General features: G+C 37.9%; 24 protein-coding genes. 9 read left to right on the top strand and 15 right to left on the bottom strand.

Features of this window, described 5'->3' with window-relative positions; translation table 11 throughout:
* Window positions 1–19: 19 nt before the first annotated feature.
* Window positions 20–799: a 5'/3'-nucleotidase SurE gene (gene surE / locus ACH3O9_RS03885; RefSeq protein ID WP_416444587.1), complete on the bottom strand. Its 780-nt coding sequence runs from the start codon at window positions 797–799 to the stop codon at window positions 20–22.
* Window positions 800–942: 143 nt separating this feature from the next.
* On the opposite strand from surE, the gene ACH3O9_RS03880 reads away from it, so the two are divergent.
* Genes ACH3O9_RS03880 through ACH3O9_RS03870 form a run of 3 tightly spaced genes read left to right on the top strand, consistent with a single transcriptional unit; the run spans window position 943 to window position 5,071 of the window.
* Window positions 943–3,075 (top strand): carboxy terminal-processing peptidase, encoded by a 2,133-nt coding sequence (locus tag ACH3O9_RS03880; RefSeq protein ID WP_416444585.1) that lies wholly within the window; start codon window positions 943–945, stop codon window positions 3,073–3,075.
* Window positions 3,076–3,081: 6 nt separating this feature from the next.
* On the top strand, window positions 3,082–4,206 hold the full coding sequence (locus ACH3O9_RS03875) for an ABC transporter permease (RefSeq protein WP_416444583.1): 1,125 nt from the start codon (window positions 3,082–3,084) through the stop codon (window positions 4,204–4,206).
* A gap of 58 nt (window positions 4,207–4,264) precedes the next feature.
* The gene (locus tag ACH3O9_RS03870; protein WP_416444581.1) at window positions 4,265–5,071 is read left to right on the top strand and encodes a DNA/RNA non-specific endonuclease; all 807 of its coding nucleotides are present in this window, start codon (window positions 4,265–4,267) and stop codon (window positions 5,069–5,071) included.
* Window positions 5,072–5,140: 69 nt separating this feature from the next.
* Here the strand turns inward: ACH3O9_RS03870 and rodA are convergent, their stop codons facing one another.
* From rodA to purH, 6 genes are all read right to left on the bottom strand, one after another.
* Window positions 5,141–6,403 carry a rod shape-determining protein RodA gene (gene rodA / locus ACH3O9_RS03865; RefSeq protein WP_416444579.1) on the bottom strand — a complete coding sequence of 421 codons (1,263 nt, stop codon included), beginning with the start codon at window positions 6,401–6,403 and terminating at the stop codon, window positions 5,141–5,143.
* Complete coding sequence (gene mrdA / locus ACH3O9_RS03860) at window positions 6,403–8,274, bottom strand: penicillin-binding protein 2 (protein ID WP_416444577.1); 1,872 nt, start codon at window positions 8,272–8,274, stop codon at window positions 6,403–6,405. The genes rodA and mrdA overlap by 1 nt, the downstream gene beginning before the upstream one ends.
* Complete coding sequence (locus tag ACH3O9_RS03855) at window positions 8,271–8,777, bottom strand: rod shape-determining protein MreD (RefSeq protein ID WP_416444575.1); 507 nt, start codon at window positions 8,775–8,777, stop codon at window positions 8,271–8,273. Before ACH3O9_RS03855 ends, mrdA begins: the two co-directional genes overlap by 4 nt.
* Window positions 8,767–9,591: a rod shape-determining protein MreC gene (gene mreC / locus ACH3O9_RS03850; RefSeq protein WP_416444573.1), complete on the bottom strand. Its 825-nt coding sequence runs from the start codon at window positions 9,589–9,591 to the stop codon at window positions 8,767–8,769. The genes ACH3O9_RS03855 and mreC overlap by 11 nt, the downstream gene beginning before the upstream one ends.
* A 15-nt stretch (window positions 9,592–9,606) precedes the next feature.
* On the bottom strand, window positions 9,607–10,635 hold the full coding sequence (locus ACH3O9_RS03845) for a rod shape-determining protein (RefSeq protein WP_416444571.1): 1,029 nt from the start codon (window positions 10,633–10,635) through the stop codon (window positions 9,607–9,609).
* A 76-nt stretch (window positions 10,636–10,711) separates the two neighbouring features.
* Window positions 10,712–12,238: a bifunctional phosphoribosylaminoimidazolecarboxamide formyltransferase/IMP cyclohydrolase gene (gene purH / locus ACH3O9_RS03840; protein ID WP_416444569.1), complete on the bottom strand. Its 1,527-nt coding sequence runs from the start codon at window positions 12,236–12,238 to the stop codon at window positions 10,712–10,714.
* A gap of 137 nt (window positions 12,239–12,375) precedes the next feature.
* On the opposite strand from purH, the gene ACH3O9_RS03835 reads away from it, so the two are divergent.
* Complete coding sequence (locus ACH3O9_RS03835) at window positions 12,376–13,629, top strand: ABC transporter permease (protein WP_416444567.1); 1,254 nt, start codon at window positions 12,376–12,378, stop codon at window positions 13,627–13,629.
* 84 nt (window positions 13,630–13,713) lie between these two features.
* On the opposite strand, the gene ACH3O9_RS03830 is transcribed toward ACH3O9_RS03835, so the two are convergent.
* Entirely contained in the window at window positions 13,714–14,172 is a 459-nt protein-coding gene (locus ACH3O9_RS03830; protein ID WP_416444565.1) for a GAF domain-containing protein, read from the bottom strand.
* A gap of 39 nt (window positions 14,173–14,211) precedes the next feature.
* On the opposite strand from ACH3O9_RS03830, the gene xrtF reads away from it, so the two are divergent.
* From xrtF to ACH3O9_RS03815, 3 genes are read left to right on the top strand one after another with little or no spacing between them, the layout of a single operon-like run.
* On the top strand, window positions 14,212–14,757 hold the full coding sequence (gene xrtF / locus ACH3O9_RS03825) for an exosortase family protein XrtF (protein ID WP_416444563.1): 546 nt from the start codon (window positions 14,212–14,214) through the stop codon (window positions 14,755–14,757).
* Window positions 14,750–15,184, top strand: coding sequence for an exosortase F system-associated membrane protein (locus ACH3O9_RS03820; RefSeq protein ID WP_416444561.1), 435 nt, complete (start codon window positions 14,750–14,752; stop codon window positions 15,182–15,184). Before xrtF ends, ACH3O9_RS03820 begins: the two co-directional genes overlap by 8 nt.
* A gap of 33 nt (window positions 15,185–15,217) precedes the next feature.
* Window positions 15,218–15,769 (top strand): DUF3347 domain-containing protein, encoded by a 552-nt coding sequence (locus ACH3O9_RS03815; protein WP_416444559.1) that lies wholly within the window; start codon window positions 15,218–15,220, stop codon window positions 15,767–15,769.
* A gap of 92 nt (window positions 15,770–15,861) precedes the next feature.
* Here ACH3O9_RS03815 and groL read toward each other — a convergent pair whose 3' ends face one another.
* The 7 genes from groL to miaB form a co-directional block, all read right to left on the bottom strand.
* Complete coding sequence (gene groL / locus ACH3O9_RS03810; RefSeq protein ID WP_416444557.1) at window positions 15,862–17,502, bottom strand: chaperonin GroEL; 1,641 nt, start codon at window positions 17,500–17,502, stop codon at window positions 15,862–15,864.
* A gap of 103 nt (window positions 17,503–17,605) precedes the next feature.
* Window positions 17,606–17,881 carry a co-chaperone GroES gene (locus ACH3O9_RS03805; RefSeq protein WP_416444555.1) on the bottom strand — a complete coding sequence of 92 codons (276 nt, stop codon included), beginning with the start codon at window positions 17,879–17,881 and terminating at the stop codon, window positions 17,606–17,608.
* Between the two features lie 147 nt (window positions 17,882–18,028).
* Complete coding sequence (gene secG / locus ACH3O9_RS03800) at window positions 18,029–18,376, bottom strand: preprotein translocase subunit SecG (protein WP_416444553.1); 348 nt, start codon at window positions 18,374–18,376, stop codon at window positions 18,029–18,031.
* A 2-nt stretch (window positions 18,377–18,378) separates the two neighbouring features.
* A complete protein-coding gene (locus ACH3O9_RS03795) occupies window positions 18,379–19,260 on the bottom strand; it encodes a hypothetical protein (protein WP_416444551.1) in 882 nt (293 codons plus the stop codon).
* A 2-nt stretch (window positions 19,261–19,262) separates the two neighbouring features.
* Window positions 19,263–19,778, bottom strand: coding sequence for an LptE family protein (locus ACH3O9_RS03790; RefSeq protein ID WP_416444549.1), 516 nt, complete (start codon window positions 19,776–19,778; stop codon window positions 19,263–19,265).
* Between the two features lie 37 nt (window positions 19,779–19,815).
* A complete protein-coding gene (locus tag ACH3O9_RS03785; protein WP_416444547.1) occupies window positions 19,816–21,072 on the bottom strand; it encodes a sigma-54 interaction domain-containing protein in 1,257 nt (418 codons plus the stop codon).
* A 10-nt stretch (window positions 21,073–21,082) separates the two neighbouring features.
* Window positions 21,083–22,528: a tRNA (N6-isopentenyl adenosine(37)-C2)-methylthiotransferase MiaB gene (gene miaB, locus ACH3O9_RS03780; protein WP_416444545.1), complete on the bottom strand. Its 1,446-nt coding sequence runs from the start codon at window positions 22,526–22,528 to the stop codon at window positions 21,083–21,085.
* A 184-nt stretch (window positions 22,529–22,712) separates the two neighbouring features.
* Between miaB and ACH3O9_RS03775 the strand changes: the two genes are divergently transcribed.
* Together ACH3O9_RS03775 and topA are read left to right on the top strand one after the other, a co-directional pair.
* Entirely contained in the window at window positions 22,713–23,951 is a 1,239-nt protein-coding gene (locus tag ACH3O9_RS03775; RefSeq protein ID WP_416444543.1) for an LVIVD repeat-containing protein, read from the top strand.
* Between the two features lie 166 nt (window positions 23,952–24,117).
* On the top strand, window positions 24,118–26,643 hold the full coding sequence (topA, locus tag ACH3O9_RS03770) for a type I DNA topoisomerase (RefSeq protein WP_416444541.1): 2,526 nt from the start codon (window positions 24,118–24,120) through the stop codon (window positions 26,641–26,643).

Raw genomic sequence — 26,643 nt, 5'->3', positions numbered from 1 at the left:
TTGCTTTCGCGAAAGCGGACTATTTAAAATCCCAGCTGTTTAATTCTTTAATAAAATGGTGTGCCGTAAGATCAAACTGTACCGGCACTACAGAAACATATCCATTTGCAAGCGCCCACTCATCTGTATCTTCACCTTTGTCTTCATTTACAAACTCCCCGCTTAACCAGTAATAATCTCTGCCCTGGGGGTTTGTGCGCTTGTCAAAATCTTCTACCCATTGTGCATTTGCCTGTCTGCATACTTTAATACCCTTAATTTTTTCTGCAGACAATTTTGGGATATTCACATTAAGTACAATTCCTTTTGCAAGACCATTTTTTAAAACACTTTTTGTGATGGTCTTTACAAAAGACTCACAATGCTCAAAATTGGCCTCGAGTGAATAATCAAGTAAAGAAAAGCCAATTGCAGGTATACCTTCTACGCCGGCTTCTACTGCGGCGCTCATAGTACCAGAGTAGATCACATTAATAGAAGAGTTTGAGCCGTGATTAATGCCGCTTACGCACAGGTCTGGTTTACAATCCATAATTTCCTGAGTTGCGATCTTAACACAATCTGCAGGCGTACCAGAGCAGCTGTATTCTTTGTGCTTTACATTCTCATCCTGTTTTATGGGGTCGCAATAAATTGTGTCATTTACAGTTATAGCATGGCCCATACCGCTCTGCGGACTATCAGGAGCGACTACAATTACATCGCCAATGGTTTTCATTATTTTTATGAGAGCGCGTATGCCGGGAGCAGTTATGCCATCATCATTTGTTACTAAGATCAAGGGCTTTTTGTGAGCCATAAAGTGTTTGGTTTATCTGTGCTAAAATACTAAATTACCAAGCCATACGGCACCCTTTGGTTTAACAAATAATTATTAGCCGTTGTGCCCTGTGGCACGATTTTTAATGTAGATTGCTAGAAAGAATGAAAATGCGAAGTGTTATGATAAAAAATTTTAAGGTCCTGGTTCTTGCCTTTCTTTTGGCAGCAGCCTCATGTAGTTTTACAACCAGCGACACAGACCCCGGAAAAGATAAATTACTTATAAGTCTTATATCTTACGTTCTTGAAAGAGGACATTATGATGCTAAAGAATTTAATGATGAGTTCTCTGAAGCAGTTTATAAAGATTACATAGACGCTTTAGACCCTTTAAAAAGATATTTTCTTGCCAGCGATATTAAAGAATTTGATGCTTACAGAGATAAGATAGATGATGAGATAAGAGATGAGGATATTACTTTCTTTGATCTTACCTATAATCGTTTACGTCAAAGAATGGAAGAAGCTAAAGGTATTTATTCTGAAGTCTTACAAGAACCTTTTGATTATTCTGAACAGGAAACTATAGATACAGATTACGATAAGCTGAGTTATGCTAAAAATGAGAAAGAACTTAAGGAAATCTGGAGAAAGCAATTAAAATTTAATGCGATTGGCACCTTCTATGACAATATGGAAGAAGAGCAGAAAAAAGCTAAAGACGATGCTTCATACACTCAAAAAACCGATGAAGAATTAGAAAAAGAATCAAGAGAAACAACTTTAGGCTCTTTAAAAGAATACTTTGATTTTGCAGATGAACTTGAGCGTGAAGATTACTTCTCTGTCTATATTAACTCGATTGTAGAAGAGTTTGACCCGCATACGTATTACTTCGCACCAGTAGATAAAGATCGTTTTGATATGCAAATGAGCGGTCAGTTTCAGGGAATAGGCGCTCGTTTACAAAAGAAAAATAATGAAGTACGCGTTACCGAAATAATTTCTGGAGGTCCTGCCTGGAGAGGTGAGGAACTGGAAGAGGGTGACGTTATTTTAAAAGTTAAACAACAGGATGATGAAGCAGCCACAAGTATTGTAGGTATGCGACTTGATGATGCTGTAGAACTTATAAAAGGCCCTAAAGGAACTCAGGTTACTTTAAATGTGAAGAAGAAAATTGATGGTGGTATAAAAAACATCACAATTACCAGAGATGTTGTAGAGCTTGAAGAGACTTATGCAAAATCATCTGTTGTAGAAAAGGACAATAGAAAATACGGCGTTATTAATTTGCCTAAGTTCTATTTTGATATGCAGAATTCACAAGAGCGCAACGCGGCTACAGATGTGAAAAAAGAGATCATACGTTTAAAAGATCAGGATGTACAGGGTTTAGTAATCGATCTTAGAAATAATGGCGGTGGTTCTTTATCTACTGTTGTTGATATTGCGGGCTTATTTATAAAAGATGGTCCTGTTGTACAGGTGAAATCTAATGGTCAGGACAGCGAGATTTTATCAGATAAAGATGAAGCGATCGTTTGGGATGGTCCCTTAGTAATTTTAGTTAATGAGATTTCTGCTTCTGCCAGTGAGATTCTGGCTGCTGCAATGCAAGATTACAAACGTGCTGTTATTATAGGTAGCAAGCAAACTTATGGTAAAGGTACCGTACAAAATGTGTATGACCTTAACAGGTGGTTACGTCAAAACGATATGGGCGATATGGGAGCCTTAAAAATAACAACGCAAAAGTTCTACCGTATAAATGGTGGTTCTACACAACTTGAAGGTGTAAAAAGTGATGTTGTTGTACCAGATAGATACAGTTATATTGATATAGGTGAAAAAGATCTTGAGAACCCTTTACCATGGGATAAGATAGAACCTGCAGATTATAAAATTTGGGATGGTTACATAGATTATGATCAGACCATAAGGAGCAGTAAAGAAAGAATGGCTAAAAACAAACAGCTTCAACTTATCGACGAGAATGCAAAGTGGATAAAAAGCAAACAAGGTGAAACAGTATGGCCATTGAATTTTACCGATTATAAGAACAGAATGGCAGAGAATGAGAAAGAGGCAGAACGATTTGATGAGTTAGAAAATTATAAAACACCGCTTACTTACGAATCTCTTCCTTATGAAAAGGAAATGTTTACAAAAGATACAATTCTACAAGATAAACGTGACAGATGGCACAGCAGTCTGGCAAAAGATGTTTATATGGAAGAGGCTATAAATGTATTAGAAGATTTAAAAGTCAATAATATTAAACATGGTAAATTTGCAGACGTTAGGGACTAAAACCTTATGGCTAAACAAGCAAATTCATTAACTCAACTGGCGCTCCAGAAATTCAAAAGAAATTTCTGGGGCGTTTTCAGTTTAATATATATTATTCTCTGTGGGTTAGTTGCACTATGTGCTTACCAACTGGCTCCAGATGATTCTCAAAATGCAAATCAGATGCATTTGTCTATTCACTCACAAAAGCCGGGGTTTACGGTAAAAATGTTAACTGTGCCAGGTGAAGTAGGAGGTGAGCAAAGTAGATTTGAGCGTTTTTTCATGGGCAAAAAAAGCGCAGATACAGAAATACCAATTTCATCTTTCGAACTTAAAAATGATGAGATAGAATATGTTCCCTATAATGAGGATGATGAGATGAACCTCATAAAATCAATAGAGAGAAATAACTTTAAAAATTCTAAAATTGATTGGGATCAGTCCGCTTTCGCGAAAGCCTATATAACTGAGCGCACTTTTCTCTTAGGGACAGATAAATACGGAAGAGACCTTTTAAGCAGAATGCTAATAGGTGCTCGCATATCGTTTAGTATAGGTTTTGTAGCAGTGTTGATTTCTCTTATTATAGGCATCTTTTTAGGTAGTTTAGCCGGATTTTATGGTGGCAAAGTAGATGCTGCAATAATGTGGATTATCAATGTAACGTGGTCAATACCTACCTTACTTCTTGTCATTGCTATCACTTTAGCTCTGGGTAAAGGCTTCTGGCAGGTTTTTATAGCAGTAGGTTTAACCATGTGGGTAGAAGTGGCCAGAGTGGTAAGAGGCCAGGTAATTAGCGTCAAGCAAATGCAATATGTGACCGCTGCAAGGGCGTTAGGGTATAGAAATAGCCGAATCATTATTTGGCATATTTTACCCAATATTATGGCTCCTGTGATCGTTATTTCGGCGGCTAATTTCGCAGGAGCGATATTGATAGAAAGCGGATTGAGCTTTCTTGGAATAGGAGCGCAACCACCTACACCTAGTTGGGGGGCGATGATAAAAGATCATTACTCGTATATTATTTTAGGAAAGGCTTATTTAGCAATTATCCCGGGACTTGCAATTATGTTTCTCGTTATGGCATTTATGCTTGTAGGAAATGCTTTGAGAGATGCTCTCGATGTAAAAGGTGGTTCTTGATCGATAAAGTGACTTGAGAATAAAGCTTAAGTTTGCAGACTTTACATTAAATGACCTCATGAACCGAAAATATATTTACCCCTTACTTTTTGTAGCTGCTACTGTTATCATTTATTTCGCAGATGATTTTGTGAATGAGCAGGTGCGTCAGCCTGATATTGAAAGCGGTAAAATTGCTAAACCTACAGCAAATAACTTCTTTCTTCCTACTTCAACTACTGGCGAAATTGTTTATCATAATTATTACATCTTGTCGTATAGCGAAAAAGATGAGCAGGCAGAATGGGTTGCTTATGAATTGAAGCAAGATGAATTAAGCGATAATAATTTTGACAGACCGTATTTTGAAATAGACAATGCAGTGCCTACAAAAGCTGCTAACTGGCGTAATTATAAAAATTCAGGATATGATCGTGGCCATTTATGCCCCGCGGGTGACAGGCGTTTTGATAAACAGGCCTATTTAGAGACATTTCTCACCAGCAATATCACGCCTCAATTACACGATTTTAATAGCGGTGTGTGGAATAGGTTAGAACAGCAAGTTAGAAGATGGGCTAAAGAATACGATGGTGTTTACGTAGTTACCGGCGGTATTTTAAATAATGCATTGGGAAGTATAGGTGATGAGGATGTTACGGTTCCTGCACAATTTTTTAAAATCATATTAGACAGGCAGGGTAATAATTACAAAGTTCTGGCTTTTTTAATGCCGCATAAAAAATCAGCTGAAGCGTTGAACAGTTTTGTGACAACGGTAGATAATATTGAAGAATTAACCGGGATTGACTTTTTCCCAAAACTGGATGATGAGCTTGAGACAAAATTAGAAGCTTCTAAATCGTATAGCAATTGGGATTTTTAGAAGCTTATCAAGCTGGTTGAAATAAAAATCAGTCAAAAAGGCCTAAAACCTCACTTTTACGGTCAAAAATCACCATTCATTTGCACGGTTTCCATCGAGTTTTACGAATATAAAAAGGAGTATTGTAAAGCCCCAAAGTCCGGAGCCACCGTAACTAAAGAATGGCAGCGGTATTCCTACAGTAGGAAAGATACCCGTAACCATACCAATATTTACCAGAAAGTGTATAAAGAGAATGCCGGCGACACTATACCCATAAATTCTACTAAATTGATTCTTTTGTTTTTCGGCGAGGTAAATAATGCGCATCATTAAACCTACAAACAGGAATATAACAAGCGTACTACCTGCAAAACCCCATTCTTCACCTACGGTACTGAAAATATAATCTGTATGCTGTTCTGGTACAAAATTTCCTTTTGTTTGCGTTCCCTTTAGGAAGCCGCGACCCAGCCAGCCACCATTTCCTATGGCAATTTCAGATTGATAAGTGTTGTAACCTATACTTTTCGTGTCAACGTCTTTACCCAGAACCACATTAAAGCGATCGCGATGGCGTTGTTCAAATACATTTTGAAAAATGTAATTTACAGAGAAAACAAATCCTATACATACAATAGGCAATATATAAAGCAGACTTTTACCTGTTCTTTTTTTTCTTTTCCTAATCAATAGAATTACTGCAACCAGCAGAATTGCGGCAATGACATACATTGGGCCTACCGCTAGTGTTAGTACAAAAAGAACGACAGAAGTTAATCCTACAATTAGATAAATTCCTGATAAGCCTTCTCTGTAAAGTGGGAAGAAAAATGCAGCATAAACTAACGCGCTTCCCGGGTCTGGCTGCGGTATGATAAAAATAGCCGGTAAGGCAATTATTAAAAATGCCTTTAGTTGATGCTGGAGCGTCTTTACATTTGTTTGTATATCGCTTAGATACTTGGCCAGTGCAAGAGCAGTTGCCGCCTTGGCAAACTCGCTGGGCTGTAAGCTAAAACTCCCAAAGGCATACCAGCTTGTGGCTCCTGAAATATTTTTACCGAAAACGTACAACCCCAATAACGACAGGAGGGAAGTGATGTAGATAACACTGGCAAAACGTTCAAAGAATTTCGCTTCAAGCGAAAGAATAAACACAACAATTACCAGACTTAGAATTATCCAGATTAATTGTTTTGTGTAAAGATTTGAAAGGTCAAATGAGCCTGTAACTACATCAGGCTCTATAGATGCGGAATAAATATTTATCAAGCCAATGGAAACAAGTGCCAGATAAAGTAGAATGATAAGCCAGTCAAAATTACTAACTGATCTTGAAAAGCTATTCATTAATAATTAATCTTAAATGGTTCTCCGCTTAATGGTTTTTCATATTCATCTTCTAAACTATGGGTTAGCACCCAGTCTTCAAGATCTTTACGTGTAATTTCTTTTTTAAGGTATTTCTCGATCATTAAACTGGCAATTTTGCCGGCATAACGTGAACCCCAATATCCATTCTCAACAAAAACGGCTAGAGCAATCTTTGGGTTGTCTTTAGGTGCAAAAGCAACAAAAATAGAGTGGTCTGTGAGCTGTACGCGTTTACCGTCTATTTTAGTAAAGTTTTCTGCAGTTCCGGTTTTACCACAAATTTCGATACCGGGAATCTGTAGAGTGGAAGCCGTACCATAGTTATACACATCAAACATACCTTGCACTACAGGGTCAAAATATTTAGGTTCTATAGTGGTATGGTGTTTTGTTCTGTATTGTTCAGGAATAGTGTCTTTACCTTCAATATCTTTTAAAATGTGCGGAGTATAAAACCAACCGCGGTTAGCTATTGCTGCCGTAACATTTGCAAGTTGCATAGGGGTTGTAATAACCTCGCCCTGGCCTATTGAGTTAGATAAGGTTGCAGTACTGTACCATTTATAGGTTGGGTATTGATAGGCTTTATTGTAGTAAGTACTATCTGGAATGTAACCCGGTCTTCCACTTGGGAGATCATAGCCCAAATATTGACCCAGCCCAAAGCTTGCAAGATGCTTGTTCCAGACTTCAATGCCTTCTTGTGGTGTTGGATATTTTTCTATTGTACGACGGTAAACATTAGCAAAGTAAGCATTGCATGAGTTGGCGATACCAGGAATCATACTTAGTGGACTAGCATGGTGGTGACAGCCTAATTTTCGGCCTCTGGAGCCGTAATAATATCCGCCATGGCAAGCAAAACTCTCATTAACATCTACTACTCCCTCTTGTAAAGCAATTAATGCGTTTAATGTTTTAAATGGTGATCCCGGGGGATATTCACCTTGTAGAACACGGTCAAATAAGGGTTTAGAAATACTATCTAAATATAGATCTGTAAAATTCTTAGAGCGTTCACGCCCTACTAGTAGAGCAGGGTCATAATTAGGAGCGGCAATCAAAGCCAAAATTTCACCGGTAGAAGGATCAATTGCAACGACACCACCCCTTTTGTTGACCATTAATTCTTCGCCATACTTTTGCAGCTCAGAGTCTACTGTAAGTTTAATGTCTTTACCCGGTTGTGGTAATGTGTCGAGTGTACCGTTTTTATACGCACCTATGTCACGGTTAAAACGGTCTTTCTGTACATATTTTACGCCTTTTACACCGCGTAATACTTCTTCATATTGTTGCTCTACACCTTGGCGACCAATAAGATCACCAGACTCATAATAAGCGTTTTGCTTGATATCTCTGTTATTTACCTCTGCGATATAGCCTAAGAAGTTTGCACCATAATCAATTTGGTAATCCCGCAATGATCTTTTCTGAATATAGAAGCCTTCATATTTGCGCATTTTTTCCTGTAAGTAGGCATATTCAGATTTGGTGAGTTGAGGTATAACAACAGATGGCAGTCTGGGTGAATATACTCTCGCCTTATTAAGTCGCTCATTGAGGCGCTCTTTTGTCATTTTGAGCAATTCACAAAGTTCGATCGTGTCAAAAGCTTTTACCTCACGAGGTATTACCATCACATCGTATGAAGGTTGATTACTTACGAGTAATTTTCCTTCCCTGTCATAGATATGCCCTCTTTGTGGGTAATCGTAAATACGCTTTATGGCGTTATTTTCAGAAAGGCGTATAGAAGAATTATCAAGTACCTGCAAATAGAATAATCTTCCTGTAAATGCAAGTCCTGAGATTAAAACGACGGTAATTAGTAAAAGTTTTCTCATTTGCGCTTAACGCTGAATAGTGTTACAAAAATTAGGCTGAGAATAAGAGTGAATATTCCACTGAGTAACGTTTTCTTCAGTATATAAATTATATCTGAAAAGTTAAAAGATTCAAGCAGAAATAATACAAAATGATGAATCACGATCAAAATGGCAAAATACGTAAACCGCTCTACGAAAGATGTATTTATTACCTTGACAGAATTGTACTCGTAAGCTACACCAAATACAGAACCTAATATCCATGGTCTGCTGTATGCCATTACTAAAGATGCAGCTGCATGCATACCCCCGCTATTGCTAAACATATCTAAAGTTATGCCAATTAAAAAACTAAAACTTATAAGAGCTGCTTTATTATCTCCTATTGGGAATAGAAGAATGAATAATACGTAAGGATACGGATTAATAAAACCCAGGAAGTTGATATGATTAAATATCGCTACCTGCAACACAACAAGAAGTATAAACCGAAAAACGTTTCTGGCAATGCTATTGTTCATCTATCGTAGCCTGTTCTAAGGTTTTTATTTCGTTTTTGTCAAGATTTTCTATAACATAGACATAACCCAGATTTGTCATGTCGTTGAAGAGAGAGATGGTGATGGTGTAATAATTCTCACTCGCATCAAGCTTAAAATCTTTTATGGTGCCTATGCCAATTCCTTCAGGGAAAATAGTTGATTTCCCACCTGTTACAATCGTATCACCTTTAGCCACAGGAGCTTTTTGCTGTACATCAACAAGCTTAACTAAATTAGGATCTTTACCGTCCCAAATAAGAATACCAAAATGCCCGCTTTTCTTAAGTTTTGCGTTGATCTGTGAGTTTCTGTTAAGAATACTAACAACGGTAGAGAAGCGAGAAGAAACCTTGTCTATGATGCCTACAATACCTTTACTGGTAATTACTCCCAGATCTGGTTTAATGCTATCATTTCTTCCGCCGCGCAGGGTGAGAAAGTTATCTTTTAAACTGTAATTGTTATTGATGACACGTGCAGTTGCAAAACGATATGTGCCATCAAAATGAGTAGTGTCTGTAGACGTAGTTACAGAATCACTAGAATTGAATACGATCTCCCGCAGCCTTTTGTTTTCTTCAACCAGTTCTTTGTTGTGAACTTTTAGATTTAAATAACTATCCAGATCATCAAGTTTGTTGTAAAACCCGCCCGATAAAAAGTTGGCCGAATTTATAAACTTACTTCTGTGATAAGAATGCGATTGAATTGTAAAAAAAACCGATAAAAGCAGCAGGACAATAAAAAGCAGGAAGTTTCTAAACCTGATTAAAAAATTTAAAATTTGCTGCATGAATCAAGCTCAACCTTATTTGATTAGTACGCTTTTATATTTCGCTAAATTTTTCAGCGTTATACCGGTGCCACGCACCACAGCACGTAATGGGTCTTCTGCTATATAAACAGGAAGATCTGTTTTTTGAGATAATCTCTTATCTAGTCCACGCAGCATACTTCCTCCACCAGCAAGATAGATACCCGTGTTATAAATATCTGCCGCTAGTTCAGGAGGTGTTTGAGACAAGGTTTCCATAACAGCATCTTCAATACGCAAAATAGATTTGTCAAGAGCCTTAGCAATCTCACGATACGATATCTGTACTTGTTTTGGTTTACCTGTTAAAAGGTCACGCCCCTGCACGCTCATATCGTCTGGCGGCACTTCAAGATCTTCTGTAGCCGCACCTATTTGTATTTTAATTTTTTCTGCGCTGCGTTCACCTACATAGAGGTTATGCTGAGTACGCATGTAATAGATGATATCATTTGTAAAAACATCACCTGCTATTTTAATAGATTTATCACAAACAATACCTCCTAAAGCAATAACTGCGATCTCAGTAGTTCCCCCACCTATATCAACAATCATATTTCCTTTAGGTTGCATGATATCTACACCTATACCTATAGCTGCTGCCATAGGCTCGTGAATAAGATAAACCTCCTTACCATTTACACGTTCTGCACTTTCCTTTACTGCGCGCATCTCAACTTCTGTAATACCAGAAGGTATGCAAATAACCATACGCAAAGCCGGAGCAAACATTCTTTTTTTAAGTGCAGGTATCTCTTTAATGAACATGCTGATCATCTGCTCACTTGCATCAAAATCTGCAATAACACCATCTTTAAGAGGTCTTATGGTTTTTATGTTCTCATGCGTTTTACCCTGCATCATGGCAGCTTCTTTTCCTGCGGCAATTATCTTATTTGTGGTACGATCTCTTGCTACAATAGAAGGGCTGTCTACAACCACCTTATCGTTGTGTATTATTAATGTATTTGCGGTACCAAGATCTATTGCTATTTCTTCGGTGAGGAAGTCAAAAAAGCCCATAAGCAGTAGTGAAAATTGAGGATGATTCTATATTCTGTTAAAGATTTTAAATGTAACTAAAAAAAAGTACTTAATCTTAATGTTTAAAGTGTCTTGTTCCTGTCATAACCATAGCAATATCATGGTCGTTACAGTAATCTATACTCAGTTGGTCTTTAATAGATCCGCCTGGTTGTATTACGGCAGTTATACCAGCATTTCCTGCTATCTCAACACAATCTGGAAACGGGAAAAATGCATCACTGGCCATCACGGCGCCTTTAAGATTAAAACCAAAAGATACAGCCTTGTCAATTGCTTGTCTTAGCGCATCTACACGAGATGTTTGCCCGGTTCCGCTGGCGCAAAGTTGTTTGTTTTTTGCAAAAACAATTGTATTAGACTTTGTATGCTTACAGATCTTTGAGGCAAATATCAGGTCACTTAACTCTTCTTCTGAGGGTTTATTGTTTGTCGCAGGCGAAAGATCTTCAGGTTGGTCTGTTTTAAAATCTTTATCCTGAACTAATATTCCGTTTAAGCAGCTGCGTACGAGCTTTTCTGGCAATTCTACCGGTTTTTGAACCAAAAGAACCCGATTTTTCTTACCCTTTAAAATTTCTAAAGCTTCGGCTGAAAAAGAAGGTGCGATCACCACTTCACAAAACAAGCTGTGAATCTCTTCTGCAGTAGATTTATCTATTTCCTGATTAGCGATTAATATACCACCAAAGGCTGAGACCGGGTCGCCGGCAAGAGCGTCTACATATGCCTGATGTAAACTTTCGCGTTGAGCGAGACCACAGGCATTGTTATGTTTTAATATGGCAAATGTTGGCTTTTCATTACTAAATTCTGCCATTAAGCTTACCGCTGCGTCAACATCTAGAAGATTGTTATATGATAATTCTTTACCATGAAGCTTATCAAACATGGCATCAAAATCACCGTAGAACTGACCGTTTTGATGTGGATTTTCACCGTATCTAAGCGATTTTCCGTTCTGTAGGCTGGTTTTATAAACTACTTCTTCTTCATTAAAATAATTGAAGATAGCGGTGTCGTAATGCGAAGAAACGTTAAAGGCTTTAGCCGCAAAACGCTTGCGATCCTCAATTGTGGTGCTTCCTTCGTTTTCGCTTATAAGCTTTAAAACTTCATCATAATCATCTACAGATGAAACACAAAGCGTGTCTTTAAAATTTTTAGCGGCAGCGCGTATTAGTGAAATGCCACCTATGTCGATCTTTTCTACGATATCTTGTTCTGCAGCGCCAGAAGCTACCGTCTTTTCAAAAGGATAAAGATCTACGATCACAATGTCTAGCTGAGGGATCTCATACTCGGCCATTTCTGCAACATCACCTTCATGATCCTGACGATTTAAAATTCCGCCAAAGATTTTAGGGTGCAATGTTTTAACGCGACCACCTAATATAGAAGGGTAAGAAGTAACATCTTCTACCGGTGTTACAGGGATGTTGAGGTCTTTGATAAACTTTTCTGTCCCTCCCGTAGAATATAGCGTAATGCCTAACTCGTGAAATTTCTCAATAAGTGGTTGCAGGCCTTCTTTATTAAATACAGATACTAATGCGGTTTTCGCCTTAATTGCAGTGCTCATGCAGATGATTTTATATAAGCTGCAAAAGTATGAATTACACCCTAAAAAGTAGGAGGTAATTCTGTATTTTCTCTGTAAATTATTGTAACGTTATACATAGTAATGCGTCTTATGAGCACTACTGTAAAAAAGTGTGTATGCTTATATATCTAAGGGTTCTTAAAGAAAGTCTTGCGTTTGCGATTAATGCGCTGCGCAACAACAAGTTGCGTACATTTTTGTCTTTACTGGGAGTTACTATAGGTATATTTTCTATAATAGGAGTTTTAGCCGCGGTAGATTCTTTAAAGCAGGAAATAAAAGGAAGTTTATCTTCTCTAGATAACAGTACTGTTTTTGTAATGCGTTTTTCCTTTGGCCCCAGCGACATACCGCAGTGGAAAAGAGAGCAGTTTCCTGATGTAACTTATGAAGAATATCAATACATAAAAAATAATGTGCCTAATGTTGACGCGATCTCTTACAACTTAAATGTAGGTGCAGAAACGATAAAATATAAAGATAAGCTGGTTACCGATGTTAATATTGCTCCGGTTACAGATGGTTATTATAATGTAGAGGCGCTTCAAATACAGGAAGGGCGATTTTTTAATGAATCTGAATCTAATAGCGGTTCGCCGGTAATTGTTTTGGGTGATGAAATTGCAAATGCTCTTTTTGATGCTAGTGATCCCATTGGTAAAGAACTGCGCTTATACGGGCAGCGTTTTACAGTTATAGGTGTTCTTGAGAAGGAGGGAAGCAGCATGTTTGGCCCTTCTAAAGATGAAATGGTAATGGTGCCGGTAAATATTGTGCGCCGTATTTATGGTAGCAACAATAAAGGTGCATTTCCCGGTATTGTTATAAAACCAAAAGAGGGAATCGACCTAGCCGAATTTAATGCTGTTCTGGGTCAGCGATTACGACAAATAAGAGGCTTAAAGCCAAATGATATAGACAACTTTTTTATCAATAAGCTACAGGGGTTTGCAGATATGATAGATAATATCACAGGCACGATGTCTACCATAGGTGGTTTTATTGGTCTGTTTTCTCTTCTTGTAGGTGGTTTTGGTATTGCAAATATCATGTTTGTAAGCGTTAAAGAACGTACCAACCTTATTGGGATTCAAAAAGCATTAGGAGCCAAAAATAGATTTATCCTGCTTCAGTTTTTATTTGAAGCTGTGATACTGGCAACTTTTGGCGGACTAATAGGATTATTTCTGGTATGGATCATCACATTGATCGCTTCGCAGTTTACCGGTGATTTTCAATTTATACTATCTGCCGCTAATGTTTTCTGGGGTATGTTTTCTTCTGTTGCAATAGGCATGATCGCTGGTATTGTACCTGCATTTATGGCTTCACGATTAGATCCTGTAGAAGCGATAAGAACCGGTATGTAAACATCGGTTTTATAAAAAATCAAAACAAAAACCCCCGATTTTTACATGAAAATCAGGGGTTTTTGTGCGTTTTAAGCTGGTTTTCTAAGCTAAAAGCTTAGCGACTTCGGCGTTTATCCATTCTAGAAAACGCTCATCTTCTTCTGTGAACGGGTCTGGTGTGTGAGAATCAATATCTATCTGCCCTATGTTTTCACCATTTACAAATAACGGAATCACAATTTCAGATTTTACAGTGATGCTGCATGCAATATAATTATCCTGTGCAGCCACATCTGGCACAACAAAGTTTTGGTTTGAAACAGCAACCTGGCCACAGATACCTTTTCCAAAAGGGATTATGGTGTGATCTGTAGGTTCACCGGCAAATGCCTCCAGCTTTAATTCTTCTTTATCGCCATTTTTAAAGTAAAAACCTACCCAGTTATAATGTTCAATATTCTCTTTTAATAAAGCACAAATCTGCTCTAGTTTATGGGTAGTATTTGAAGAATCGCTATTTAATATTGCCGATATTTCCGGCTTTAAGGTTTCAAATTTCATTTTTCTTGTATTTTAGGGGTCAAAACGACCTTTTCTTTGGTGCTACAATATGTCCACAAATATAAGTCGGTACTTCGATTTATCCTTACTTTTTTAGGAACCTATCTTTTGCTTACGCTGGGCTACCTTTGGTATTTAAAAAGAGATTTTGGGCCAGAGCATTATCCTGATTATCTTACTCAAAAGGTTGCTCTGCATAGCAAGTGGGTAATACAGGTATTGGGTTTCACTTCTAAAATTGAACCTCATGCGGCAGAAGCATCAGTAAAATTATTTGTAGAAGATCAATTTTTAGTGCGTGTGGTAGAAGGCTGTAATGGTGCGAGCGTCGTAATATTATTTGTTGCCTTTGTGCTGGCTTTTGCAGATAAATTAAAAAGTACTTTGGTTTTTCTCGTAGTTGGGAGTATTGCGATCTATATCATTAATGTATTGAGAATTGCCCTAATTGCAATCGCGGTTTACAAATTCCCGGGCTGGGCAGAATTTTTACATGCCATTGCTTTTCCTGCGATCATTTATGGTTTTATCTTTTTATTGTGGATTTTCTGGGTGAAACATTTAAAGCGAAAAAACCATGCTTAAAGCATTAAAAATCGGTTTAATTGTGGGTATTTTTGGTCTGCTGGTGCTGGTTAGGTATTTTCAGGAAGCTCTTTTTTACGATCCGCTTTTAGATTTCTTCAGATCAGATTTTTTAGAAAAAGAACACCTGCCAGATTTTCGTACTGCAAAGCTGATTTTTGCGCTCACAGAGCGATATTTTTTAAATTCTATCCTGTCTTTGCTAGTACTGTGGATCGCTTTTAACGAAAAAGGCTATGTGAAATTTGCTGCATTACTCTACTTAATTGCCTTTGTGCTTTTGCTGGTCATCTTTTATATGCTACTTAAAAATTATGAGCCAGAGCACTACCAGTTGCTGTTCTATGTGCGCCGGTTTCTCATACAGCCTTTATTTATTATAATTATTTTACCGGCATTTTATTATCAAAAAACACGGAAGAATTAGACATTTGTACATTAAACAAATAAATATTACACTATGAAAAAAATAGCATTTATAGGATTGTCTGTATTGGTTTTAGCCTGCGGCGAAAAAAAATCAAATACAGACAATGAAGAGGTTGTAACGATAGACACTGAGGCTCGCACAGAAGGAGCAAAAGAAGAACACTTTTCTGCCGCACGTACTGCCACTTTTAATGATTCACTCGTGGCAGACGTTTATGATAATTATAACGAACTTAAAACGGCACTGGTAAATACAGATGCCGGAGCGGCAAAATCAACAGCTGCAAATTTAAAAACAGCCCTTGAGGAGATAGATGGTAATGATGCGCTAAAGGAGCAGGTGAGCACCTTGAGCAATACAGGCGATATTGAGCAACAACGTGAATTGTTTTCTCAGGTAACCGCAGGCATTAAAGCATTAGTAGAAGGTAAGATAGAGCAAGGTACTTTATATTATGAGTACTGCCCTATGGCATTTAACGGCAAAGGTGCTTACTGGATCTCTAATGACAAGAAAATATACAATCCATACTTTGGTGATAAGATGCTTAATTGCGGTACTGTTGATGCAGAGATAAACTAAGACGGTAATTAAATTAAGTCAAAAAAAAACCGCTTCAGTTTAATTGAAGCGGTTTTTGCTTTTATACTATTTCGCTTTAAGCGAAAGTGATATTACATCATGCCTGGCATACCGCCGCCCATTCCGCCATGAGAATGACCGCCACCTGCATTGTCTTCAGGTATGTCTGTTAATGAACACTCTGTTGTAAGGATCATACCAGAAACAGAAGCTGCATTTTCAAGAGCGATACGAGTAACTTTCTTAGGGTCAATAATACCAGCTTCTAGCATATCTACATACGTATCTGTTTTAGCATCATAACCGTAGTTTTTGTTACCGTCGATCACTTTTGCGATCACAACAGAACCTTCACCACCTGCGTTTGCTACAATAGTACGTAATGGAGCTTCAATAGCTTTATTTACTATTTGTACACCTGTACTCTCATCTGCACTGTCTGTAGAAAGATTTTCTAGTACTTTTTTAGCGCGAACTAAAGCTACACCACCACCGGCAACAATACCTTCTTCTACAGCTGCACGAGTTGCATGAAGTGCATCATCTACACGGTCTTTTTTCTCTTTCATCTCAACTTCAGAAGCAGCACCTACATAAAGTACAGCTACACCACCTGCTAATTTAGCAAGACGTTCCTGAAGTTTTTCACGATCGTAGTCACTTGTTGTGCTTTCGATCTGAGCTTTAATTTGACCTACACGAGCTTTGATGTTTTCTTTTTCACCAGCACCGTTTACAATAGTTGTGTTGTCTTTATCAATAGTTACAGTTTCTGCTGTACCTAACATATCAACTGTTGCGTTCTCAAGTGTAAAGCCACGCTCTTCACTTATTACTGTACCACCAGTTAAAATAGCGATATCCTCAAGCATTGCTTTACGACGATCACCAAAACCTGGAGCTTTTACAGCTGCGATCTTAAGAGCACCTCTTAATTTATTTACAACAAGAGTTGCAAGAGCCTCGCCATCTACGTCTTCTGCGATGATCAATAAAGGCTTACCAGATTGAGCAACCGGCTCAAGTACAGGTAGCAAATCTTTCATAGAAGAGATCTTTTTATCATATAACAAGATGTAAGGGCTCTCTAATTCAGATTGCATTTTCTCACTGTCTGTAACAAAGTAAGGAGAAAGGTAACCGCGGTCAAACTGCATACCTTCTACTACATCAACATAAGTCTCTGTACCTTTTGCTTCTTCTACAGTGATAACACCTTCTTTACCTACTTTACCAAATGCTTCAGCGATAAGTTCACCTATTACATCATCATTGTTAGCAGATATAGAAGCTACTTGCTTAATTTTTTCAGAAGAGTTTCCTACTTCCTGAGTTTGTTCCTGAAGATCTTTGGTAATAGCTTCTACAGCTTTATCAATACCTCTTTTAAGATCCATTGGGTTTGCGCCTGCAGCCACATTCTTAAGACCTTCTTTTACGATAGCCTGAGCAAGAACAGTTGCAGTTGTAGTACCGTCACCGGCAAGATCATTGGTTTTAGAAGCAACTTCTTTTACCATTTGAGCTCCCATGTTTTCTAAAGGATCCTCAAGTTCTATTTCTTTTGCTACTGTAACACCATCTTTAGTTACCTGTGGTGCGCCAAATGATTTGCTAATAATAACGTTACGACCTTTAGGACCTAATGTTACTTTTACTGCATTTGCAAGAGCATCTACACCGCGCTTAATACCGTCGCGAGCTTCAATGTCAAATTTTATATTTTTTGCCATTTTTCAAAGTTTTAGTCTTTTCTCCTAATGAAGAAAAGAGTTTTGTTTACAATTAATTTGATTGGATTAATTTAATCTAGAAGTAATAAAGCGTGTTCTGGGCTTAGATGATAGCCAGAATATCGTCTTCACGCATCATTAGGTAATCAGAACCGTCTAGTTTTAACTCTGTTCCAGAATATTTACCATATAAAACAGTGTCGCCCACTTTTACGGTCATTTCATAATCTTTTTTCCCACTTCCTACAGCAACTACTTTACCTTTTTGAGGTTTTTCTTTAGCAGTATCAGGAATATAGATACCTGAAGCTGTTTTAGTTTCAGCGGCCATTGGCTCTACTAAAACACGATCTGAAAGAGGTTTAATGTTTACTCCCATTGTAATATGATTTTTTTGTTGAACAAATTTCTATAATGTATGATGCAAATAGGCAGAAATTGTGCCACTGACTTATGGCTGACAAAAAGGCAAAAAAAAGACCGCAAATTTGCGGTCTTCTTAATTTATCTTTTATAAACTGTCATTTTAGTTCTCTGTGCTGTCTGGTACAGTTGCAGGAGTAGTAGCCGCCGGCGTGTTTTGTACAGGAACAATGTTCTCTACATCCTCACCATTAATTACTTTAGACTCTGCAGATGCGCCACCACCAAAGATAGTCACATTTGAGATTAGAATAAGCACTAGAAGTATAGTAGCCAGAGCCCAGGTACTTTTATCTAAAAAGTCTGTTGTCTTTTTTACACCACCTACTTGTTGAGTGCCACCACCACCAAAAGAAGAAGATAAACCGCCACCTTTTGGGTTTTGAACCATGATCACTACTACCAGCAAAAATGCTACGATGATGATAAGTCCTAAGAATACTAAAAACATAATTATGTATTTTTATTGTCCTGCAATTTTTCTATTGCCCGAATTCGGTCTGCAAAGAAACCACTTTTTTCCGGATATTTCAAACTTAAAATTCTATAAGCTTGCTTGGCTTTATTGAAGTTCTTCTGCTCAACATACACGCGGGCTAACGTCTCTGTCATAAGTGCTTCGTCTGGCACATTTACCTCTTCAATAACGTTTCTTTTTACCGTTTCATCAACAGGTTTAACCTTAATTTTTGGGTTGTTTGCTATAAAACGATCTATTATCCTGAGTTTGCGTTTGCGCTCAAGATCTTCCTCGGTTTCCTCTTCATTTTCTATTGTTTCAGCAGTATCTTCAGTTTCTTGAGAACGGTCTATGGGTTTATGCGTAGTTATCTGAAGCCATTCGGCGAAAGAATGCGTTTCTTTTTGACCAAAGTCTAAAGGCACGCCGATTTCTAATAATTTTTCAGGTTCTAAAAAATCGCTCTTTTCAGGTTGATTATCGGCCTTAGGGATGAAAAAATCGGGGTCGAGAACCTGATTTGCTTTGCCTAATTCTTCGGTTTCTACCTGTTCAGACACATCTTTAGCTTCATTAACCACTATATTATAAAGACTTTCTTCTTGCTCTTTAATGGTTTTGCTTATCGCATTTTGTGTAAAAACGGGAGAAGTAATAAAGTCAAAAAGAATACTGCGATCTGTAGTTAAAGCAGCTGTGCGTTTTAGTTCTTTGTTATAATTAAAACTTTCCTGATTTTTAAGACCTTTTAAAAAAACCGCTCTTGCAGGCTGAAAAAACGGAAATTCAGCCACAATTTCAGCCAGCTCACTTGTCTGGGCAACTGTAAGTTGCTCAGGATTTTCTAAGATTGCAAGTAAAGCTGAAGTATTCATAATTACCAGTTAGCCAGCGATTCATTAAAGATATCCTGGGTGATGCGTTCAAAGATCTCATCAACAGCACTGTCTAGAGCGCTTCCTATTAATTGTTGTGTGCCGGGACGGTCAACGTAAAAAGAAAAACGCTGCTCAAAGTCATCTGTGCCATCTTCTTTTTTTGTATTTATATAGCGCACATTAACAGTAATTGTTAAGCGGTTTTGTGCTGCAATATTGTCTGAAGTAGCTGTTTGTGGCGCGATGTAATAATCTACGATCTCGCCTTCGTAAATTAGATCACCGCCATTAGGGGTAAGGCTTAAACTTGTCTGGTTCTGAATAAGATCCTGTAAAGCAAATGTGAATTTACGGTCTAATCCCGGTTCTACCAAAGCCGCATTATTCTGAAAGAAATTAACCTGAAAAGTTTCTGTTCCCGGTTCTATTGATACACCACTAAATGAATAAAAACCACAGCTGTTAAAAACAAGAGTGATAAGAAGTAGACCGGTAATTTTAAATTTCTTCTGCATATATTTTTTAATGCGTTTTGCTGAAAAGAGTAGATTATTAAAGATCGTATTGTTTGATCTTTCTGTAAAGTGTACGCTCACTTATACCTAGCTCCTGTGCTGCTACTTTACGTTTGCCACTGTGGCGTTCTAGTGATTTTTTGATGAGTTCAAGCTCCTTTTCCTGTATAGAAAGCGTTTCTTCTTCTTCTACATCTTCTGCGAAACTATACTTGTCTGATGGATTATCAAAACCGTTTGCTTCTTGTGGTATCTGCAATACTTCTGTAATATCTTCTGCGCTTTCATAAGCATCTGTCTCCTGATCGTCGCTGTAGATCTTTTTGATCAAAGATTTATTCTCTTCCTGTACTGTCGCATTGTTACCTTTTTCCATCAGCTCGAGAGTGAGCTTTTTTAGGTCGTTCAGGTCGCTTTTCATATCAAAAAGCACTTTGTAAAGTATTTCTCGCTCACTGCTAAAGTCACTGTCTGCATTTTTCTGCTTAACCACAGCGGGAAGATTGCTACCCATGTCTGGAAGATATGCTCTAAGCTTCTCAAGAGTTATGCTTCTGTTTTGTTCTAAAACTGAAATTTGCTCTGCAATATTGCGCAACTGTCTTATGTTTCCGCTCCAGCGATATTTTAAAAGTAGCTGTATCGCGTCTTCTTCCAGCCTGATTGTGGGCATTTTGTACTTATTTGCAAAGTCTGATGCAAATTTTCTAAAGAGCAGGTGAATGTCATTTTTACGCTCACGCAAGGGTGGTAAATTAATCTCTACAGTACTTAATCTGTAATAAAGATCTTCTCTAAATTTTTCATTTTTAATAGCTTCAAACATATTTACGTTTGTAGCTGCTACGATGCGTACATCTGTTTTTTGCGTCTTAGATGAACCTACTTTTAAAAATTCGCCATTTTCAAGAACGCGCAATAATCTTACCTGCGTGGGGAGAGGAAGTTCGCCTACTTCATCCAGAAAAATAGTCCCGCCATCTGCTTCTTCAAAATATCCGCTACGTGTTGAGGTTGCTCCTGTAAAGGCGCCTTTCTCATGGCCAAAAAGTTCACTATCTATGGTTCCTTCTGGTATTGCACCGCAGTTTACAGCGATGTACTTGTTATGTTTTCTATGCGAAAGTGAGTGTATGATGCGAGGGATACTTTCTTTACCCACACCGCTTTCTCCGGTAACAAGCACAGAGATATCTGTAGGCGCTACCTGTATTGCCTTCTCTACAGACCTGTTAAGTTTAGGATCATCTCCTATTATTCCGAAACGTTGTTTAGTCGCGTGTACTGATTCCATACTTATACGGTTAGTTGTTTTCAGAATAGTCTACTGCTTCCCCAATAAGAGTAGTGGTAGTGCAGTCGTTTATTTTAACCATTACAAAATCACCTACTTTGTAATTCTCTTTAGGAAAAACAGCCACTGTGTTTTGAGAATTTCTTCCGCTCCAGTGGGCATCACTTTTCTTAGATGATTTTTCGATTAATATCTCTATCGTTTTACCTACTTGTTTTGCTGTGTTGTAATGAGAATATTTTTGTTGTATCTCGATTATTTCGGCCAGGCGACGTTTTTTAACCGGTTCTGGTACGTCATCTTCAAGTTTACGCGCTGCCAGTGTTCCCGGTCTTTCGCTATAAGCGAACATAAAACCAAAATCATATTTTACATATTCCATCAGGCTTATTGTATCCTGATGATCTTCTTCTGTCTCTGTAGGGAAACCAGTGATCATATCCTGAGATATGGCACAGTCTGGCATGATCTCGCGAATGTTATCAATAAGTTGAAAATATTCTTCTCGCGTATGTAAACGGTTCATGGCTTTTAAAATACGATCGCTTCCGCTTTGTACGGGAAGATGAATGTATTTACAGATATTAGGATATTTTGCCATGGTGTGTATCACGTCAAGCGTCATATCCTGCGGATTTGAAGTTGAGAAACGTACACGCATTTTAGGCTGGGCCTGTGCAACCAGTTCTAGCAGGTTTGAGAAACTAACTGCTGTGGCTTTTTGCATTTCGCCGGCTTTTTCAAAATCTTTTTTAAGTCCGCCACCGTACCACAAGTAACTATCTACATTTTGACCAAGTAACGTGACTTCTTTAAAGCCTTTTGCCGCCAGATCATTAACTTCTTCTATAATGCTCTGTGGGTCGCGGCTACGTTCACGGCCTCTGGTAAATGGCACTACACAGAAAGTGCACATATTATCGCAACCGCGTGTAATACTTACAAAAGCAGTTACACCGTTGCTTTGTAAACGTACGGGAGAAACGTCACCGTAAGTCTCTTCTTTAGATAAAATAACATTTACAGCATTGCGACCTTCTTCAACCTCGCTGATAAGATTAGGTAAATCTTTGTATGCATCTGGACCTACGACCAGGTCAACAATTTTTTCTTCTTCCAGAAATTGACTTTTAAGACGCTCTGCCATACAGCCCAGCACGCCTACTTTCATTCCCGGATTTATCTTTTTAACTGCATTATATTTCTCAAGGCGCTTACGCACAGTTTGTTCTGCCTTTTCTCTAATAGAACATGTATTGACCAGAACAAGATCTGCATCTTCTAAATTACGGGTGGTATTATATCCTTCTTTAGCGAGAATTGAGGCAACGATCTCACTATCGCTAAAGTTCATCTGGCAGCCGTAACTCTCTATAAATAGTTTTTTAGAATTTGTTGTAGGGCCATCAAGCACTAATGCTTGTCCTTGTATATTTTCATCTATTATCTTCTCCATAAGAATTCCTGCTTCCTAAATAAGTGTGCAAAGATACAACGAATGAAGCTTGTGACAAACTGTCATTAAAAACAAATGTGTAATTAATTGCTGTGGCAAATTTTTATAAACTTGTTAATATGATGCATATTACGCAACCATTTAAGTGATTTTTCATCTATCTAGAAAACTAACCATTTTTATTATGAAAAAAGTACTACTTCTTTTAATATCGCTAACCCTTATAAATTGTCAATCTGATGACGAGAGCGGTTATGAAACCGTAAGGATTGCTGTGCCGGTGATAATGTCTAAAGCAGATCTGCATGCGCAGATGATAAAATCTGTTGAAGAGCCAATGCCTCTGGCAAGCACCGGTAAATTTTATTTCTACAACGATTACATATTTGTTAATGATCTACATAAAGGTATACATGTAATAGACAACAGCAATCCTGCATCTCCTGCTAAAGTTGCATTTTTAGATATACCGGGCAATATCGATATTGAGGCTAAAAATGATATACTTTATGCCGATTCTTATAGTGATTTGGTGACTTTTGATATTTCTAATATGGATGATATTAAATACAACGGGGTTCTTGAAAATGCATTACAAGGCAGTTACTACCCATATCCCGAAGTAAGTGAGCCTGTGGCAGATTTTGATCTTTCTAACTTTAATTATCAGGAGGATGTGATTGTAGACTGGGAGTATACCACTGTGCGTCGTAAAATTTCACCTGTGTTATATTATGAGGATGTTGCGAGCAGTAGTGAAAGCTTTAGTAATGCAGATGGCGTAGGCGGTTCTTTTGCGCGTTTTAAAATAATAGGTGATTATCTGTATGTTTTAGATGCAGGCTCAATAAATATTTTTAGTCTACAGAATGCAGATCTTGAAAAACTAAATGAGGTTTATGCAGACTGGAGTATAGAAACGATATTCAGTCAGGGTGATTACTTATATATAGGAGGAACACGCGGTATGCTCATTTATAATATTTCAGAACCTCAAAACCCGGAGTATGTTTCAGAAATATCTCATATAACGGGTTGCGATCCTGTAGTGGTAGATGGCGATTATGCCTATCTTACTTTGAGAGGCGGGAACGCTTGTGGTCAGGATATGAGTTTGCTTGAAGTTATAGATGTTTCAGATAAAACTAATCCTCAAGTCGTAGGTGATTATGATATGCAGGAGCCTTATGGGTTGGGCGTACATAATAACAGATTGTATGTAAGTGACGGTGCTCAGGGTTTAAAAATATTTGATAAGACTAATCCTTTAAGTCTTGAAATGCTGAGTGTAGATGAGTCGGTCAACATTTATGACGTCATTCCTTTACAAGATAATTTATTGATGATTGGTGGTGGGGTTTTGTATCAATACAGTTATGGTGAAGATGACCTAAGCTTAATAAGCGCCTTTACATTAATGTAGAGATTAGCTTATTTTATACCACAAAAAGTCGCTCTCAAAGTGGCTTTTTTAATTTGGTATAGCGGTCTGCTCAAAACAATAATATTTTTTGATATACTTTTGCATTTCTAAATACTGCAGGTTTATTATCAAATTGAGGCTGTGGTGACGAATCAAAAGACATAAAATGGCAAAAAATTTAGTTATTGTTGAGTCTCCTGCAAAGGCCAAAACCATAGAGAAGTTTCTCGGAAAAGATTTTAAGGTTGAAAGTAGTTTTGGGCATATTGCAGATTTACCTACTAAAGAATTAGGGGTAGATGTAGATGGAGACTTTACACCCAAATATATCGTCTCAAAAGATAAAAAAAGCGTAGTCAAAAAACTGAAGGATCTTGCAAAGAAAGCTGAAATGGTCTGGCTCGCAAGTGATGAGGATCGTGAGGGTGAGGCCATTGCGTGGCACCTTGCAGAAGAGTTACATCTTGATAAGGCTAAGACAAAACGTATCGTTTTTTCTGAGATTACTAAGAAAGCCATTCTGCGTGCAATTGAGAATCCCAGAAGTATAGATTACAACTTAGTAAATGCGCAACAAGCTAGACGTGTACTTGATCGTCTTGTGGGTTATGAAATATCACCTGTGTTATGGCGCAAGGTTAAAGGCGGCCTTTCAGCAGGCCGTGTGCAATCTGTTTCTGTGAGACTTATCGTAGAGCGCGAGCGTGAGATACAAGGTTTTACTTCACAGGATTATTTTCGTGTAGACGCAGAATTTGCAAATGAAGACGGGAAAACGCTTAAAGCGAAACTTCCTAAAAACCTGGATACTAAAAAAGAAGCTGAAGAGTTTTTGCAGGCCAATGCTAACGCTACTTTTAAAGTAGATGCTTTAACAACAAAACCGGCAAAAAAATCTCCTGCACCTCCTTTTACAACTTCCACACTGCAACAGGAAGCGTCAAGAAAACTATATTTTTCAGTTAGTAAGACCATGACATTGGCTCAGCGTTTATATGAAGCCGGGCTTATAACATACATGAGAACAGACAGTGTAAATCTTTCTCAGGATGCAAAAGAAGCTGCTTCTAATGAGATAGTTTCTGCTTACGGTTCTAAATATCATAAGGAGCGTAATTATAAAGGTAAAAGCAAAGGAGCCCAGGAAGCTCACGAAGCGATACGACCTACAGATTTTAGTAAGCACTCAGTAAATATTGATCGCGATCAGGCTCGCCTGTATGAATTGATCTGGAAGCGTGCGATTGCTTCCCAAATGAGCGAGGCACAACTTGAACGTACAAATGTGCAGATAGCATCTTCTAATCACCCAAGTAATTTTACTGCAAATGGTGAGGTTTTGATATTTGATGGTTTTCTAAAAGTTTATTTAGAAGGAACCGATGATGAAGATATGGAAGAAAGCGGAATCCTGCCTCCGTTAAAGCAGGGTGAAACTCTAAATAACAACTGGATAACGGCTACAGAACGTTTTACCAGAGCACCTTATCGTTATACTGAAGCTTCACTGGTGAAAAAGCTGGAAGAGTTAGGTATAGGTAGACCATCTACTTATGCACCTACAATTACTACGATACAGAATAGAAAATACATAGAGAAAGGAAATATAGACGGTACAGAGCGTGAATATGACTTAATCACCCTTAAAAAAGGCTCGATAAAATCGGCTAAAATGACCGAAAAAGTAGGCTCAGACAAGGGAAAATTGGTTCCTACAGATGTAGGTATGGTAGTAAATGACTTTCTGGTAAACCATTTTGAAAATATTCTCGATTACAATTTTACTGCAAAAGTAGAGCAGGACTTTGATGAGATTGCAGAAGGTAATGAGGAGTGGACGAAGATGATGAAAGACTTCTATAAAGACTTTCACCCTCAGGTAAAAGATGTTGCAGAAAATGCAGACCGTGAGGTAGGTGAGCGTATCTTAGGTACAGATCCTAAGACGGGTAAGCCGGTAAGTGTGAGGTTGGGTAAATATGGACCCATGGTACAAATAGGTTCTGTAGAAGATGAAGAAAAGCCACAGTTTGCAGGACTTTCTCCAGATCAACAGCTAGAGACTATTACTTATGAAGAGGCGATGGATCTTTTTAAACTGCCCAGATCTTTAGGTGAATTTGAAGGTGAAGAAGTTGAGGTAAATAATGGCCGTTTTGGACCCTATGTAAAGTTTGGTAAGACATATGTGTCATTGCCAAAAGGTAAAGACCCACTGCAGGTAGAATATGATGAGGCAGTAGAATATATAAAAGAGAAGCAAAAGGCAGACGCTCCTATTTATGAGTATGAAGGATTTCCGGTTCAGAAAGGAGTTGGCCGTTTTGGACCTTTTATAAAATGGAATAGTATTTTTATCAATGTAAATAAAAAATACGATTTTGATAACCTGAGCGATGCTGATATAGTAGAGCTTATAGAAGATAAAAAGCAAAAGGAAAAAGATAAAGTCATTCATGATTTTAAAGATGAAGGCATACGTGTAGAGAAAGCACGCTGGGGGCGTTCTAATATTATTAAAGGGCGTACTAAAATAGAATTGCCTAAGACCGTAGATGCTCAAAAGCTTACGCTGGAAGAAGTGAAAGATATTCTTGAGAAGCAAGGGCCAAAGAAAAAAACAGCGGCAAAAAAGAAGCCGGCGGCAAAAAAGACCGCTACGCGTAAAAAACCTATTGCTAAAAAGAAATAA

The sequence above is a fragment of the Leeuwenhoekiella sp. A16 genome, from assembly GCF_047946675.1.
Lineage (GTDB): Bacteria > Bacteroidota > Bacteroidia > Flavobacteriales > Flavobacteriaceae > Leeuwenhoekiella.
This window is presented reverse-complemented; position numbering and strand designations above follow the sequence as displayed.

Excerpts from the sequence above, each read along its gene's own strand:
- surE (WP_416444587.1), bottom strand. The coding sequence starts at position 799 with ATGGCTCACAAAAAGCCCTTGATCTTAGTAACAAATGATGATGGCATA.
- ACH3O9_RS03880 (WP_416444585.1), top strand. The coding sequence starts at position 943 with ATGATAAAAAATTTTAAGGTCCTGGTTCTTGCCTTTCTTTTGGCAGCA.
- ACH3O9_RS03875 (WP_416444583.1), top strand. The coding sequence starts at position 3,082 with ATGGCTAAACAAGCAAATTCATTAACTCAACTGGCGCTCCAGAAATTC.
- ACH3O9_RS03870 (WP_416444581.1), top strand. The coding sequence starts at position 4,265 with ATGAACCGAAAATATATTTACCCCTTACTTTTTGTAGCTGCTACTGTT.
- rodA (WP_416444579.1), bottom strand. The coding sequence starts at position 6,403 with ATGAATAGCTTTTCAAGATCAGTTAGTAATTTTGACTGGCTTATCATT.
- mrdA (WP_416444577.1), bottom strand. The coding sequence starts at position 8,274 with ATGAGAAAACTTTTACTAATTACCGTCGTTTTAATCTCAGGACTTGCA.
- ACH3O9_RS03855 (WP_416444575.1), bottom strand. The coding sequence starts at position 8,777 with ATGAACAATAGCATTGCCAGAAACGTTTTTCGGTTTATACTTCTTGTT.
- mreC (WP_416444573.1), bottom strand. The coding sequence starts at position 9,591 with ATGCAGCAAATTTTAAATTTTTTAATCAGGTTTAGAAACTTCCTGCTT.
- ACH3O9_RS03845 (WP_416444571.1), bottom strand. The coding sequence starts at position 10,635 with ATGGGCTTTTTTGACTTCCTCACCGAAGAAATAGCAATAGATCTTGGT.
- purH (WP_416444569.1), bottom strand. The coding sequence starts at position 12,238 with ATGAGCACTGCAATTAAGGCGAAAACCGCATTAGTATCTGTATTTAAT.
- ACH3O9_RS03835 (WP_416444567.1), top strand. The coding sequence starts at position 12,376 with ATGCTTATATATCTAAGGGTTCTTAAAGAAAGTCTTGCGTTTGCGATT.
- ACH3O9_RS03830 (WP_416444565.1), bottom strand. The coding sequence starts at position 14,172 with ATGAAATTTGAAACCTTAAAGCCGGAAATATCGGCAATATTAAATAGC.
- ACH3O9_RS03820 (WP_416444561.1), top strand. The coding sequence starts at position 14,750 with ATGCTTAAAGCATTAAAAATCGGTTTAATTGTGGGTATTTTTGGTCTG.
- ACH3O9_RS03815 (WP_416444559.1), top strand. The coding sequence starts at position 15,218 with ATGAAAAAAATAGCATTTATAGGATTGTCTGTATTGGTTTTAGCCTGC.
- groL (WP_416444557.1), bottom strand. The coding sequence starts at position 17,502 with ATGGCAAAAAATATAAAATTTGACATTGAAGCTCGCGACGGTATTAAG.
- ACH3O9_RS03805 (WP_416444555.1), bottom strand. The coding sequence starts at position 17,881 with ATGGGAGTAAACATTAAACCTCTTTCAGATCGTGTTTTAGTAGAGCCA.
- secG (WP_416444553.1), bottom strand. The coding sequence starts at position 18,376 with ATGTTTTTAGTATTCTTAGGACTTATCATCATCGTAGCATTTTTGCTG.
- ACH3O9_RS03795 (WP_416444551.1), bottom strand. The coding sequence starts at position 19,260 with ATGAATACTTCAGCTTTACTTGCAATCTTAGAAAATCCTGAGCAACTT.
- ACH3O9_RS03790 (WP_416444549.1), bottom strand. The coding sequence starts at position 19,778 with ATGCAGAAGAAATTTAAAATTACCGGTCTACTTCTTATCACTCTTGTT.
- ACH3O9_RS03785 (WP_416444547.1), bottom strand. The coding sequence starts at position 21,072 with ATGGAATCAGTACACGCGACTAAACAACGTTTCGGAATAATAGGAGAT.
- miaB (WP_416444545.1), bottom strand. The coding sequence starts at position 22,528 with ATGGAGAAGATAATAGATGAAAATATACAAGGACAAGCATTAGTGCTT.
- ACH3O9_RS03775 (WP_416444543.1), top strand. The coding sequence starts at position 22,713 with ATGAAAAAAGTACTACTTCTTTTAATATCGCTAACCCTTATAAATTGT.
- topA (WP_416444541.1), top strand. The coding sequence starts at position 24,118 with ATGGCAAAAAATTTAGTTATTGTTGAGTCTCCTGCAAAGGCCAAAACC.